Here is a 12,575-nt window from a genome sequence, read left to right as displayed (position 1 = left end):
CGCAGCGACAGACAGATCATCATCAAAAGCCCCGGAATAACCAAGCGCGGAGAAGCCAGGCGATCGACGTCTGCGCCCACTTTCGATCGACGTGACCCGCGCTATAATCATTAATCGGGCGTGACAGAGATTGACAAACTGGGGAATACACGTAGCCGGGAATAGCGCACGTGCGAATCACGAACGAGCGTTCGATTACTATTCGTGCGACGCGACGCGACGCCTTCCTTTCTCACGCCATGGCGATGACGAGACTCGTTTTCTGCGTTGGTTTTTCGGCGCTCGCGCTGCACGGCGCCGCAGCCGAAGAAATCGCGCGCGTCGATGATGCGCGCGCCCAATGGCTGCAACGCATCGACGAAGCGCGCGAGCGCTACGACGCCTTCGCATCGCGCGTCGTCGCCGATCTCGACCGCGCCGTCGAGACGCGCGCGGCCCGCGAGGAGGCGCGCCTCGACGATCCGACATTGCGCAGAGGCGACATCGTCGTCACGGCGACGGGCCTGCTGATGTTCAAGGGCTCGAGCAAATTCGTCTACGACCTCTCCGATTTCGAGCCGGTCGGCGAAGCGCGCGCGAGACGCTCGGAACATTGCGCGGCGCTGCTCGGCATATTGCGCGCCCGGCCCCGCGCCGGCCGCTGAGCGCCCACTTCCGCCGGCGGCGCGCCATTTGCTGCCACGCCGATGATTTCGTGCTAGATAGGCCTCGAAACATCGCCACGCCGGCCTTGAACCGGACGCTGCGGAGAAGACCCCATGTTCATCCAGACCGAGACCACGCCCAACCCCTCCACGCTGAAGTTCCTGCCCGGCCGCCCCGTCCTCGCCGAGGGCGCGCGCGAGTTCCGCACCAGAGAGGCCGCTTCCGCCGCCTCGCCGCTCGCCGGCGCGCTGCTGTCGATCGACGGCGTCGAGGCGGTGATGTTCGGCCCCGATTTCGTCTCCGTCACCAAGACCGACGCCGAATGGGCGCATCTGAAGCCGGCGATCCTCGGCACGATCATGGAGCATTTCAGCTCCGGCCAGCCGATCGTCATCGACTCCGCCGAGGCCGCCCCGGCGGAATTCTTCGATCCCGCCGACGCCGCGACGGTGGCGCAGATCAAGGAGCTGATCGTGACGCGGGTGCGGCCGGCGGTCGCCAATGACGGCGGCGACATCACATTTCGCGGCTTTCGCGACGGAATCGTCTATGTGGCGATGAAGGGCTCCTGCTCCGGCTGCCCCTCCTCCACTGCAACGCTCAAGAACGGCATAGAGAATATGCTGCGCCATTTCGTGCCGCAGGTGGCCTCGGTGCAGCAGGTTTGAGAGGCCGCTTTGAAAGCCGCGCGAAACCCGTCATAATCCGCCGGCAATGAGAATCCTCGCCATCGACACGGCGCTGCCCGCCGTTTCCGCCTGCGTGCTCGATCTGGGCGCCGCCGACCCTCTCGCCAGCGAGACGGCGCCCATGGAGCGCGGCCACGCCGAGGAATTGCTGCCGCTCGTCGAGCGCGTCGTCGCCGCGGCCGGCGGCGGCTTCGCCTCCATCGGGCGGGTGGCGGTCACGGTCGGACCCGGCTCCTTCACCGGCATCCGAATCGGTCTCGCGGCGGCCCAGGCCATCGCCCTCGCGGTAAAGGCGCCCATTGTCGGGGTCTCGACGCTGGCGGCGCTGGCGGCGCCTTATGTTCTGGTTCCCTTCGACGGCGTGGTGGCGGCGGCGATCGACGCCCGCCATGGCCAGGTCTATGTGACCGCCTATGGGCCGGACGGCCGCACCCTGCTGTCGCCTCGCCGCGTCGGCGCCCATGAGGCGCTGCGGGCGCTCGGCTCCGGGCCGCTGCGGCTCATCGGCTCTGGCGCGCCGCTGCTGGCCGAGGAGGCCCGCCTCGCCGGCCTCGAGGCGGAGATCGCCAGCCGGGCGGCGGCGCCCGATATCGCCTTTGTCGCGCGGCTTGGCCTCGTCGCCGATCCGGCGACCGCGCCCGCCCGCCCGCTCTATCTGAAGGCGCCGGACGCCAAGCCCCAAGAGCGTCCGCCCCAAGAGCGCCTGCAAGACGCCCCGGCCGGCGCGTGAGCTGCAGCGTCATGAGCTTGTTCTCGACCTTCTTCCCCAGGCCGCATTATGTGATCCGTCCCATCGGCGCCGATCACGCCTATGACTGCGCCAAGATTCACGCGGCCTCTTTCGCCTTCCCCTGGTCGAAGATCGACTTCGAGAGCCTTTTGACCGACCGCATCGTGCTCGCCGACGGCGCGATGAACGAGCGCCTGCTCAAGGACGAGATGGGCGGCATGGCGCTGTCCCGCCTGCTGCCGCCGGACGCCGAGATTTTGACCTTCGCGGTCGATCCGGCGCGGCGCGGCGCCGGGCTCGGGCGGGCGCTGCTCGCGGCGCATCTCACCAATCTCGAACGCGGCGGGGCGCGGCTCGTCTTTCTCGAGGTGGCCGCGGACAATTCCGCGGCTCTGAAGGTCTATGAGCGGCTGGGCTTCAAGACGATCGGCCGCCGCGAGAATTATTACCAGCGCCCAGATGGCGAGCGTCAGGCGGCGCTGACGATGCGCTGCGAGCTGTAAAAAAGTCCGATCACCGACACGCGGACATATCCCCTCCGGCTTCGCGGCCGGGGCTCGGCTTCCGCATGCGCTCCGGCCGTCGCGCCTTGCCGGAGGACGACACCGCCCCACCTAGGCGCCTCGTCGCAACGCAATCTCCACGCAGCTCAAAGAAAGGGGATCGTCATGTTCAAAAATCACGCGAGAATTTCCCCCGCGCCGCTTCGCGCCGGAAAACGGGCGCTGATCGGAGCCACGCTGCTCCTCGCTACGACACTCGCCGCTGCGCCGGGACATGCGGGCGGAATGATGGGCGGCGAAGGCGGAGGGGGCTACGGCGGAGGGGATTACGGTGGAGGGGGTTACGATGGAAGATGGCGACGCCCCCACCAAGGTCGCTCCGGCTACCCCGGCGCCGGCCGCTGGCAAGACTGCCACAGGTTCACCGCGGCGTCTCGGGCCGCCTTCAGAGCAGGCGACTACTCACGCGGCAATGCGCTGCAGGACCGGTTCTACGCCTGCATCAAGTCCCGCTGGATCGACTGAGAGGCGGCTCGGCGCGACCGCGAGCATCGCATATCGCGCCGAGCGTCAAATTTTTGTCACGAAACTGTCGCTCGCGCGTTGGAAGGAGGGCTATGCCCTATCTGCGCGCGATCGCTTTCGCCCTGGCGATGACCGGGGCCTTCGTCTTCTTCGTCCCCGTCCAATGGTTGGCGCGGAAGCGGCGCTGGGAGCTGCGCCACAGCATTCAGACCGGCTTCTGCCGCGTCATGTGCGCCATCATCGGCATAGATGTGCGCGAGGAAGGCCGGCTCGCCGGCTCCAGCCCGCGATTCGTCGTCGCCAATCACGTCTCCTGGACCGACATCATCGTTCTGGCGAGCCGCTATCCGCTGGTCTTTCTGGCGAAATCCGAGGTCGCCTCCTGGCCCGTGCTCGGCTTTCTCGCGAGGCTGCAGGGCACTGTCTTCGTCGAGCGCGGCAATCGGCGGGCGATTCCCATCGTCAACGCCGCGCTGGCGGAGCGGCTCAAGCAGGGCGAGGATATCGTCGTCTTCGCCGAAGGGACCTCCAGCGACGGCGCAGGCGTGCTGAAATTCAACGCGTCGCATTTCGCCATGCTGAGCGAACTCGCGGCCACGGCCGCCGCCGCGCCGACGCTCGCCCCGGCCGCCATTCTCTATACGGAGCGGAAAAGCGCCCCCGGAGTCAGGCTCGACGGCGGCAGGCTCGACGGGGGCAGATTCGACGTGGGCTGGTACGGCGATATGACTTTTCTCCCACATTTATGGAGCCTGATGAAGCGCGGCGGCGCAAAATGTCATATATTGTGGGGCGAGGCGGTGGACCCCGGCTCCGGCGATCGCAAGGCTCTCGCCGCTGCGACCGAGGCCAAGGTCCGCGATCTCCTGGCTCGCGATCTCCTGGCGCGCGACCTTCCGGCGCGCGATCGGGAGACAGACGTTGCGGGCCGGGAAAGCGCGGGTAATATCGCCTCGACGTCAGACCCCGCCGCTCGTTGAGGAGAAACCGAGATTTCCGACGCCGCATCGAAGCCCGCGCCCGCCTCGCGACCCGAGACAGCGCCAGCAACAGCGAAAGCCTATGTGAAATCATATGGCTGCCAGATGAACGTCTATGACGCGACACGCATGACGGATCTGCTCGCGGCGCGCGGCTATGCGGAGGCCGCCAATGAGGACGAGGCCGATCTCGTCGTGCTCAACACCTGCCATATTCGCGAGAAGGCGACGGAAAAAGTCTATTCGGAACTCGGCCGGCTCGCCAAGCTCAAGAGCGAGCGCGGCGCGCAGGGGCGCGATTATCGAATCGTCGTCGCCGGCTGCGTCGCCCAGGCCGAGGGCGAGGAGGTGCTGCGCCGCCAGCGCGCCGTCGATCTCGTCATCGGGCCGCAGAGCTACCACCGCCTCTCCGATCTCCTGACCCGGGCCGAGGCCGGCGAGCGGGTGGCGGAGACGGATTTCGCCGTCGAGGACAAGTTTCGCGCGCTGCGCCGGGCGGCGGCCGAGGGCAAGCGCCTGCGCGGCGTCGCGGCCTTCATCACGGCGCAGGAGGGATGCGACAAATTCTGCTCCTTCTGCGTGGTGCCTTACACGCGCGGCGCCGAGGTCTCGCGCAAGCCGTTCGAGATCGTCGAGGAGGCGGAGGCGCTGGCCGCGGCCGGCGTGCGCGAGCTCACCATCATCGGTCAGAACGTCAACGCTTATAGTGGAATGGGCGAGGATGGCGGGCTCTGGCCCCTGCCCCGCCTGCTCGAGCGGCTCGAGCGTATCGAAGGCGTCACGCGGCTGCGCTACACCACGAGCCATCCGATCGACATGAGTCAGGAGCTGATCGACGCCCACGCCGAACTGCCGACGCTGGCGCCCTTCGTGCATCTTCCTGTGCAATCCGGGTCGAATCGCATATTGAAAGCGATGAACCGACGCCATGACGCGAGCTTCTATCTGGACATTGTCGCGCGCCTGCGCGCGGCGCGGCCCGATATCGCCCTCTCCTCGGACTTCATCGTCGGCTTTCCCGGCGAGAGCGACGCGGATTTCGAGGCGACGCTGGAGCTCATCCGCGCGGTCGGCTTCGCCTCGACCTTCTCCTTCAAATATTCGCCGCGCCCCGGCACGCCGGGCGCCGAGCGCGAGGATCAGATCGACGAGAGCGTCAAATCCGAGCGCCTCGCCGTCCTCCAGGCGCTGGTCGAGGAGCAGCGGCAGGCGTTCAACGCCGCCACTGTCGGCCGCACTGTCGATGTGCTGTTCGAGAAGCCCGGCCGGCACGAGGGTCAGATCGCCGGCAAGAGCCCCTATATGCAGCCCGTCCATGCGATGGGCGGCGCGGAGCTGATCGGGAAGACGCTGCCGGTGACGATCGTCGCCGCCGGCTCCAATTCGCTCGCCGGACGCATCGCCGGCCGAACGATCCCGGAAGATGCGAGGGAGGCCGCCCTGTGACGCTCGACCGCGAGAAACGGGTCTTCGAACAACCGGACGCGCCGCGCTCGGGCGAATCGGAAGCGGAGGTCACGCTCGCCTTCGAGGATAATCGCTACGCTTCGCTGGTCTTCGGCCTCTACGACCAGCATCTCGCCAAGATCGAGCGGCGCCTGGCCGTCGCCTGCTTCGCCAATGGCAATCATGTCACGCTCAAAGGCCGGCCCGACGCCTGCGATCAGGCCCGCCGCGTGCTGGAGATTCTCTACGGCCGCGTGCAGCTCGGCCAGAATGTGGGGCTCGGCGACGTGGATGGCGCGATTCAAGAATCGGCCCGGCAGGGCAGCCTCTTTCCCGATGCGGACGCCGGCCGCGCCGTCTTCGAGCAGGTTTCGACGCGCCGCCGCGGGCCGGTGCGCGCCAGAAATCTCGCCCAGGACCTCTATCTGCGAGCGCTGAAGCGCCATGAGCTGGTCTTCGCCGAGGGGCCGGCCGGCACGGGCAAGACCTGGCTCGCCGTCGGCCATGCGGTCTCTCTGCTCGAGCAGGGCGTCGTCGAGCGCATCATCCTGTCGCGCCCCGCCGTCGAGGCGGGCGAGCGTCTGGGCTTCCTGCCCGGCGACATGCGCGAGAAGGTCGACCCCTATATGCGGCCCATCTATGACGGGCTGCACGACTTCATGGACCCGCGCATGGTCGAGCGCGGCATTCAGACCGGCATGATCGAGGTCGCGCCGCTCGCCTTCATGCGCGGGCGCACGCTGACCAAGGCCTGCGTGCTGCTGGACGAGGCGCAGAACGCCACCTCCATGCAGATGAAAATGTTTCTCACCCGCCTCGGCGACGGATCGCGTATGATCGTCAATGGCGACCCTACACAGACCGATTTGCCGCCCGGCCAGAAATCCGGATTGAGCGAGGCGATCGCTCTGCTCTCCGACATAGAGGGCGTCGGCAGGGTGAAATTCGCCGAGGGCGATGTGGTTCGCCACGACCTCGTGCGGCAGATCGTCGGCGCCTATGAGGCGGCCGGGCGGGAGAAGGCGAAGCCTCGAGAGCCATGAGCGTCGCGATCGACATCATCGTCACTGCGCCTTGCTGGGACCAGCAGGCCGGGCTCGAAGAGCTGACGGAAAGTACCGTGCGCGAGTGCGTCGCCCAGACGGCGGCGCCGCTCGCGCGGGACTGCGAGTTGAGCGTCAATTTCACCGATGACGCGACGATCCGCGAATTGAACGCGCAATGGCGCGGGATCGACAAGCCCACCAATGTCCTCTCCTTCGAGACGCCCGGCCCGCTCGCGCGCCGGATGGCGCTCGGCGACATCGTCATCGCGCATGAGACGGTCGCGCGCGAGGCGGCGGAGCAGGACAAGAGCTTCGACGCGCATCTGACGCATTTGCTCATTCATGGATTTCTGCATCTGATCGGCTACGACCACCAAACGCCACGGGAGGCCGATGCGATGGAGGCTCTGGAGCGCCGCATAGCGGCCGCTCTCGGCCTCGGCGATCCCTACGAAGGCTCCGACCCCGTGGCGGAGCTTTCGTCGACAGGAAAATCGAACCGCAATGTCTAGGACGGATAATGGCGAGCATTCGGCCTCGCGGCGCGAGCAGCGGAGCGGCATTGTCGATCGGCTGCGCGCGCTCATCGGGCTGGGCTCGCCCTCGGTGCGCGAGGACATAGAGGAGGCGCTGGAAGGCGCCGCCGGCGATGTGACGCCGCATGAGCGCGTGCTGCTGAAGAATGTGCTGGCGCTGCATGATCTACGCGTCGCCGACGCCATGATCCCGCGCGCCGATATCGTCGCCGTCGCGCAGGACGCCACGCTCGGCGAGACGCTGGCGCTGTTCCGCAACGCCGGCCATTCGCGCCTGCCCGTCTATGACGACACGCTGGACGATCCGCGCGGCATGATCCACATCCGCGACTTCGTCGATTATCTCGCCTCGCTCGCCGAACGCGCCGAGCCCGCGACGCCGGATGCGCTGAACGCGCCTCGAGCCGAGCATGCGCCGACCGTCTCGCTGGCCGCGATCGATTTTTCTGCGGCGCTCTCCAGCGCCACCGCGCTGAAGCCGGTGCTCTATGTGCCGCCCTCCATGCCGGCGCTGGATCTGCTGGTGAAGATGCAGGCGACGCACACCCATCTCGCGCTCGTCATCGACGAATATGGCGGCACGCATGGGCTGGTGACGATGGAGGACATCGTCGAGATGATCGTCGGCGACATCGAAGACGAGCATGACGTCGACGAGGAGCCGCGCATAGAGACAGTGTCCGACGGCGTTTTCCTCATCGATGCGAAGGCCGATCTCGAGGAGGTCTCGCAGCGGCTCGGCGTCGACTTCACGCCCGATGACGACGGCGCCGAAGTGACGACGCTCGGCGGACTCGTCGCCTCGCTCGCCGGCCATGTGCCGATGCGCGGCGAGATCGTGCCCGCGCCGATCGAAGGCTGGGAGTTCGAGATCGTCGAGGCCGATCCGCGCCGCGTCGCGCGTCTGCTGGTGCATGCGCCGAAATAGGCGCCGTCTCGTCGACATTGCAAAACCGCAACTCGACCATACGCCGCGAAAGACTTATCCAACACGCCGGACGCTGATCGCGCTGCGTGGGGGAGTCGAGGAAAATGCGTCGCAACTCGCTGGCGGCTGCACTGTCGGCTGCGATGATCACAGGGGCCGCGGCGAGCCCCGCCATCACCATACGATCGACGATCATGCGCGCGGCGCCGACGGCGCGCGCCAAAATCGTGCAATCCATTCCCCAAGACGCACAGATCGACGTGCAGCGCTGCGAGGGATCGTGGTGCTATTCGGATGCTTCCCTCGCCGGCGGAATCGAGAGGCCCGCGCGCGGACCTCTCACCTTCTCGACGCGCTTCGCCACATCGCTATGCATATGGCTGACGCAGATCGTCGATCTCTTGTAACCCCTCACGCTCCACGCGAGGACAGCGCCGAGGACCGCGGCGCGCCGACCGCGGCGCAGACGAGGCCAAAGGCCCAGAGGCTGAAGAAGGCGCTCGCATTGATGACGAAAATGCGCGCGACGCTGGCGAGCGCGTAATGAGAGACGTCGCCGCCGATGGCGCGCGTGATGGCGAAGAGAAGGCCCTCATAAGCGAGAAAGCTCGCGACGAGCGCTGCGACCGGCGCGCCGGCGCCCGCGGCGAAGCGCGCGACGAGACGCGCCGTCTCGCAGCACAAAAGCGCGATGACGCCGAGCGCGCCGCCCCAAGCGAGCGTCTCGAAATCCGTCGGATAGCGCAAAATCGCGAAGCCGACGATCTGATTGGCGAACCAGATCGCCGCCGTCAGCGCCAGCGCGCCGCGCCTTGTGCTCGTCAGCGCCGCTATGGCGGCGAAGCCCGCGAGCGGCGCCGCGCAAGCGAAGGCGAGCGAGAAGAAAGCGCCGGCGACAATGAGCGAGCCGATCCAGAACAGATTGCGTTCGCCGAAGACGGGAAGTGAAAGCCTAGTCATTCGATACTCCTTTTCTTGAAGTGACGAGCGGGGCTAGCGCCCTGCTCTGCTGCGTCTCCTCGCGGGAGACGAACTCGGAAGATCAGAGCGCGGGACGATCGACCGGATCGGGCTCGATGAGCCCCAGCCAGCGCGCCCGCAACGCATCCCACAAAGAAAGCCGCGACCAGTCGGGCTCACGCAGGATTCTCTCGGTTTCGGGATGAAGGAAGGGATTGGGCAAGAGCACGGCGAGCTGCTGCTCGCCGGCGCCATTGAACAATTGCAGGCTCCAGGACATTGGAACGCATGTTCCCGAGAAGCGCCGATGCAGTTCCGCGCGCGCCGTGCGTCTGTGAACGGCGAGCTCGGGCGGCGTCGGACGGCTGCGTGGACCTCGCGTCTCGCCGATGCAGACGTGAAAATGCGTCTGCCCGAAAGCGATGGTGAGATAGCCGTCGAGCACGCCGACGCGCGTCGGCGGATGATCGACATGTATCTCGAACGCCGCGCCCTGAATGATCGGCCCGAACACGATCTCGCCCCAGTGATTTTCGAAGAGATCGCGAAGCAGCGCTTCGAGACTCTGCGCATCGGTCGGCAGCGCGAAGACATCGACCGGCGTTCCATCCGGCTCCGTCCTTCGCTGCGGCGTCGAATTCGTCATGAGCTTCTCCCCTCTCGAAAATCCGTCACCAGCTGAATTTCACGCCGCCATAGACGGAGCGTCCCGCCGTTCCGTAATTGAAGACTTCCTCATAGCGCGCGTCATTGATGTTCTCGATCCGCGCGAACACCGACATGCGTTCGTCGATCTTGTAATCGGCGTAGAGATCGAGCTTCGCGTAAGGCGCGAGCGTGACGCGTTGCGAGAAGATATAATCATAGTCGGGATTGGGCCCGACGATGGTGAGCCGCGCCTCGAGCTCGAGCCCGGGAACGCCCGTATAGATGACGGACGCCGTTCCCTTGTCGCGCGGCCGGCGGAACAGGCTGCGATGCGTCACGAGATTTTCTGCGGCGAGATGCGTATAGCTCGCGCGCAGACGCCATTCGCCGGGAACGACGATCGCCTCGCCGGAGAATTCGACGCCTTTCGTGCGCGCGCGGCCGACATTGTAATAGCAGCCGAAGGCCTGCGTCACGCTGCAGCTCGGCGCGCGGCCGAACTCGATGAGGTCGCGAAAGCGATTCTCGAACAGCGACAGCGATGCGAACACGCGATCCGAGAACAAGGACTGATCGACGCCGACGTCATATCCGACGCTCGTCTCCGGCGCGAGAGCAGGATCGCCATATTGGCTGAAGCGCTGATAGAGCGAGGCGACGCGCGCGCCTGTTCCGGCGCTGCCGCGCAATTTCGTTCCCGTGTCCTCGAAACGATAGGCTGCAGTCGCGCGCCATGTCGCGAAGGTTCGGTTCTGATCCACCGCGTCGATGCGGCCGCCATAGGAGAGATCGACGCGCTCGAACATTGTGAGCTTGTGCTGCGCAAAGCCCGAATGCGTCGTCTGCGCCGCATCGATGGGCGTGAATGTCGTCGGCGGAACGGGGTCCTGCGATGTGTGGACGGACTCCGTCTCATTGCGCGCGCCAAAGGTCAGAAGACCAAAGCCGCCGAGCGTGAGATCGCCCTGATATTCGAATCCGCGCCGCGCGCCGCGATAGCCGCGCTGGCAATTATAGGCATTGAAGCTCGCGTCATAGCAGGAGCGCGCTTGCCACACGTCGCGATTCGTCACATTGCCGAACAGGGTGAAGCGATTGTGCAAGGCTTTGTCGAACATGTCGGCGTCGATGCGCGCAAAACCCTGCGCGAAAGTCGCATGCTGATGATTCTGCGGATCGAAGATGTCGACCGCCGAGAAGGAATAGGGATTATCGAAGCGGATCGCGCTGTCATAACCGAAGAAGCCGGCTTCAACCGCGACATCCTCGCTCACGCGATAGCCGAGACGCGCGCTGGCCCCGCCCTTGCTCGTCGGATCATTGGGCGGAAGCGGCGGAAGCGGCGTCTTGCCGTCGCCGATCGTCAGTGGCCGCGTGATGCGATAGCCATAGCGTGGATGGCCGTCGACCGTCAGCGCGTCTATGGCGAATGCGTACCACAAGCGATCCTCGCTTCCCGAAACGCGCGCGCGCAAATGCGCCGTTCCGTAGGAGCCGCCTTCCACGAGAAGTGAGGCGCGCGGGCGTCCCTCGCCCTTGCGCGTGAGGATGTGAATGACGCCGCCCATCGCGTCCGAGCCATAGAGCGCCGATTGCGGGCCGCGCAGCACCTCTATGCGTTCGATATCGGAGGCGACGAGGCCGCCGAGATCGACCGAGCCGTCGGTCGAGGACGGATCGCCGATGCGCACGCCATCGACCAGCACGAGCGTCTGGCCGGGCGTCGCGCCACGTAGAAAGACGGAGGTCTGCGCGCCCGGGCCGCCGGTCTCATAGAGATCGAGACCCGGCGTTCCGCGCAAAACCTCGGTGAGGCCGGTCGCGGCGCGCTTCTCGATCTGCGCGGATGGGATCACGGTGACGGCGGAGGAGGATTTATCGACGCGCTCCTCGACACGATCGGCGGAGACGATGGTCGCCGCGCCGATCTCGACAGTCGGCAGAGCCTCCTGCCCCGCGGCGCGAGCGGGAAGCAGGACGAGAAGAGAGGCGGAGAAAAGCGCGAGACGAGACGTGGCGCCCGAAAGGGCGCCCTGTGCGATAAAGGAGGACATTGCCGGAAAACTCGCAGCAGACGTGGGCCGTCACTGCGAAAGGTCTCCACCCTCGACGCGCAAAGACGCGTCAAAAGGTTTCGGCCGCCTCGGTGCACCCCGCCCGACGCTATCGCGCGTGACCACGACTGATGGCAGGTCTCCTGGCTCGCGGGTCAGCGCCTTCGGATCGCCTTCCCGGAAGCTTACGCTCCAGTGGCTGTTTGATCCTCGGCTCGCCGCTTACAGTTGCGGGGGCAGCCGCGGCTTCGCGCCGTCTCCGGCGCTCACCGCATTCCCTTTTGATCCCTAGATGGGAGCCATCGCGGTCAATAGAACCGCGCCGAACCGCAGAGTCAAGCGCGCTCTCGGACGGCGAGCACTTCTGGAACGAAGCCTCGCGCGGCGCGTTAGGCTTGTGGCTGCGGGCGCCGCCCGCGAAAAATTCGATTAGAATTTCGGAGAAGAACGATGAGCGCTATTTACGTCGTCGACACTGACCGGCTCCCGCGCGCGCAAGTCGGCGGCGTGGACGATCCCAGCGTTCGCTGGGCCGGCGCCTTCGCCTCCTGCGGCGAGCATGGCGCGACGCAATCCTCGACCATCGTCTATGAGATCGCGCCCGGCGGACGGCTCGGCTGGCACACGGACGCGACCGAGGAGACGCAATATATCCTCGGCGGCTCCGGCGAATTGCGCGCCGAGGGCGGCGAGACGCATCATGTGAAGCCCGGCGACGTCTTCGTCATTCCGACGCCGCTGCGGCATGATCTCGTCAATACGGGCGAGGAAACGCTGCGCGCGGTCGCCTTCTTCGCGGCGGCGATGTTCACGCAGCGCTTCGACAATGTGATGCTCGCGCCCGACGTGCATGTGCTCGGCACGCCGAACCGCGAGGGTTGAACG

14 protein-coding genes and 1 riboswitch are annotated in these 12,575 nt (G+C 66.3%); of the genes, 11 read left to right on the top strand and 3 right to left on the bottom strand.

Annotation, left to right across the window (positions count from 1 at the left end):
* Nucleotides 1-245 precede the first annotated feature (245 nt).
* From AC6IY7_RS16465 to AC6IY7_RS16420, 10 genes are all read left to right on the top strand, one after another.
* Entirely contained in the window at nucleotides 246-644 is a 399-nt protein-coding gene (locus AC6IY7_RS16465; RefSeq protein ID WP_497780491.1) for a hypothetical protein, read from the top strand.
* 114 nt (nucleotides 645-758) lie between these two features.
* Entirely contained in the window at nucleotides 759-1,313 is a 555-nt protein-coding gene (locus AC6IY7_RS16460; protein ID WP_497780490.1) for a NifU family protein, read from the top strand.
* A 46-nt stretch (nucleotides 1,314-1,359) separates the two neighbouring features.
* Nucleotides 1,360-2,064 carry a tRNA (adenosine(37)-N6)-threonylcarbamoyltransferase complex dimerization subunit type 1 TsaB gene (gene tsaB / locus AC6IY7_RS16455; protein ID WP_497780489.1) on the top strand — a complete coding sequence of 235 codons (705 nt, stop codon included), beginning with the start codon at nucleotides 1,360-1,362 and terminating at the stop codon, nucleotides 2,062-2,064.
* Nucleotides 2,065-2,075: 11 nt separating this feature from the next.
* Entirely contained in the window at nucleotides 2,076-2,567 is a 492-nt protein-coding gene (locus AC6IY7_RS16450) for a GNAT family N-acetyltransferase (RefSeq protein ID WP_497780488.1), read from the top strand.
* Between the two features lie 617 nt (nucleotides 2,568-3,184).
* Complete coding sequence (locus tag AC6IY7_RS16445; protein ID WP_497780487.1) at nucleotides 3,185-4,072, top strand: lysophospholipid acyltransferase family protein; 888 nt, start codon at nucleotides 3,185-3,187, stop codon at nucleotides 4,070-4,072.
* Nucleotides 4,073-4,084: 12 nt separating this feature from the next.
* Entirely contained in the window at nucleotides 4,085-5,518 is a 1,434-nt protein-coding gene (gene miaB / locus AC6IY7_RS16440) for a tRNA (N6-isopentenyl adenosine(37)-C2)-methylthiotransferase MiaB (RefSeq protein ID WP_497782862.1), read from the top strand.
* Nucleotides 5,515-6,561 carry a PhoH family protein gene (locus tag AC6IY7_RS16435; protein ID WP_497780486.1) on the top strand — a complete coding sequence of 349 codons (1,047 nt, stop codon included), beginning with the start codon at nucleotides 5,515-5,517 and terminating at the stop codon, nucleotides 6,559-6,561. The genes miaB and AC6IY7_RS16435 overlap by 4 nt, the downstream gene beginning before the upstream one ends.
* Nucleotides 6,558-7,076 (top strand): rRNA maturation RNase YbeY, encoded by a 519-nt coding sequence (ybeY, locus tag AC6IY7_RS16430; protein WP_497780485.1) that lies wholly within the window; start codon nucleotides 6,558-6,560, stop codon nucleotides 7,074-7,076. Before AC6IY7_RS16435 ends, ybeY begins: the two co-directional genes overlap by 4 nt.
* Nucleotides 7,069-8,028 carry a hemolysin family protein gene (locus AC6IY7_RS16425; RefSeq protein ID WP_497780484.1) on the top strand — a complete coding sequence of 320 codons (960 nt, stop codon included), beginning with the start codon at nucleotides 7,069-7,071 and terminating at the stop codon, nucleotides 8,026-8,028. Before ybeY ends, AC6IY7_RS16425 begins: the two co-directional genes overlap by 8 nt.
* A 104-nt stretch (nucleotides 8,029-8,132) precedes the next feature.
* Nucleotides 8,133-8,435: a hypothetical protein gene (locus tag AC6IY7_RS16420; RefSeq protein WP_497780483.1), complete on the top strand. Its 303-nt coding sequence runs from the start codon at nucleotides 8,133-8,135 to the stop codon at nucleotides 8,433-8,435.
* A 4-nt stretch (nucleotides 8,436-8,439) separates the two neighbouring features.
* Here the strand turns inward: AC6IY7_RS16420 and AC6IY7_RS16415 are convergent, their stop codons facing one another.
* The 3 genes from AC6IY7_RS16415 to AC6IY7_RS16405 form a co-directional block, all read right to left on the bottom strand.
* The gene (locus AC6IY7_RS16415) at nucleotides 8,440-8,988 is read right to left on the bottom strand and encodes a hypothetical protein (RefSeq protein WP_497780482.1); all 549 of its coding nucleotides are present in this window, start codon (nucleotides 8,986-8,988) and stop codon (nucleotides 8,440-8,442) included.
* Nucleotides 8,989-9,070: 82 nt separating this feature from the next.
* Nucleotides 9,071-9,634: a DUF7676 family protein gene (locus AC6IY7_RS16410; RefSeq protein WP_497780481.1), complete on the bottom strand. Its 564-nt coding sequence runs from the start codon at nucleotides 9,632-9,634 to the stop codon at nucleotides 9,071-9,073.
* 25 nt (nucleotides 9,635-9,659) lie between these two features.
* Complete coding sequence (locus AC6IY7_RS16405; RefSeq protein ID WP_497780480.1) at nucleotides 9,660-11,690, bottom strand: TonB-dependent receptor plug domain-containing protein; 2,031 nt, start codon at nucleotides 11,688-11,690, stop codon at nucleotides 9,660-9,662.
* A 116-nt stretch (nucleotides 11,691-11,806) separates the two neighbouring features.
* A riboswitch (cobalamin riboswitch) is annotated at nucleotides 11,807-12,007 on the bottom strand.
* A gap of 133 nt (nucleotides 12,008-12,140) precedes the next feature.
* Between AC6IY7_RS16405 and AC6IY7_RS16400 the strand changes: the two genes are divergently transcribed.
* The gene (locus tag AC6IY7_RS16400; RefSeq protein ID WP_497780479.1) at nucleotides 12,141-12,572 is read left to right on the top strand and encodes a cupin domain-containing protein; all 432 of its coding nucleotides are present in this window, start codon (nucleotides 12,141-12,143) and stop codon (nucleotides 12,570-12,572) included.
* The last annotated feature ends 3 nt before the right edge of the window (nucleotides 12,573-12,575 follow it).

The organism is Methylosinus sp. is20ea (assembly GCF_059718135.1).
The sequence above is the reverse complement of the archived record's forward strand: the minus strand, read 5'-3'. Positions and strand labels throughout refer to the sequence as shown.

Bases quoted from the DNA above. Each gene is read 5' to 3' on its own strand.
- AC6IY7_RS16420 (WP_497780483.1), top strand. From the start codon at position 8,133: ATGCGTCGCAACTCGCTGGCGGCTGCACTGTCGGCTGCGATGATCACA.
- AC6IY7_RS16400 (WP_497780479.1), top strand. From the start codon at position 12,141: ATGAGCGCTATTTACGTCGTCGACACTGACCGGCTCCCGCGCGCGCAA.
- AC6IY7_RS16405 (WP_497780480.1), bottom strand. From the start codon at position 11,690: ATGTCCTCCTTTATCGCACAGGGCGCCCTTTCGGGCGCCACGTCTCGT.
- AC6IY7_RS16425 (WP_497780484.1), top strand. From the start codon at position 7,069: ATGTCTAGGACGGATAATGGCGAGCATTCGGCCTCGCGGCGCGAGCAG.
- AC6IY7_RS16445 (WP_497780487.1), top strand. From the start codon at position 3,185: ATGCCCTATCTGCGCGCGATCGCTTTCGCCCTGGCGATGACCGGGGCC.
- AC6IY7_RS16460 (WP_497780490.1), top strand. From the start codon at position 759: ATGTTCATCCAGACCGAGACCACGCCCAACCCCTCCACGCTGAAGTTC.
- AC6IY7_RS16410 (WP_497780481.1), bottom strand. From the start codon at position 9,634: ATGACGAATTCGACGCCGCAGCGAAGGACGGAGCCGGATGGAACGCCG.
- tsaB (WP_497780489.1), top strand. From the start codon at position 1,360: ATGAGAATCCTCGCCATCGACACGGCGCTGCCCGCCGTTTCCGCCTGC.
- AC6IY7_RS16465 (WP_497780491.1), top strand. From the start codon at position 246: ATGACGAGACTCGTTTTCTGCGTTGGTTTTTCGGCGCTCGCGCTGCAC.
- ybeY (WP_497780485.1), top strand. From the start codon at position 6,558: ATGAGCGTCGCGATCGACATCATCGTCACTGCGCCTTGCTGGGACCAG.
- AC6IY7_RS16450 (WP_497780488.1), top strand. From the start codon at position 2,076: ATGAGCTTGTTCTCGACCTTCTTCCCCAGGCCGCATTATGTGATCCGT.
- AC6IY7_RS16415 (WP_497780482.1), bottom strand. From the start codon at position 8,988: ATGACTAGGCTTTCACTTCCCGTCTTCGGCGAACGCAATCTGTTCTGG.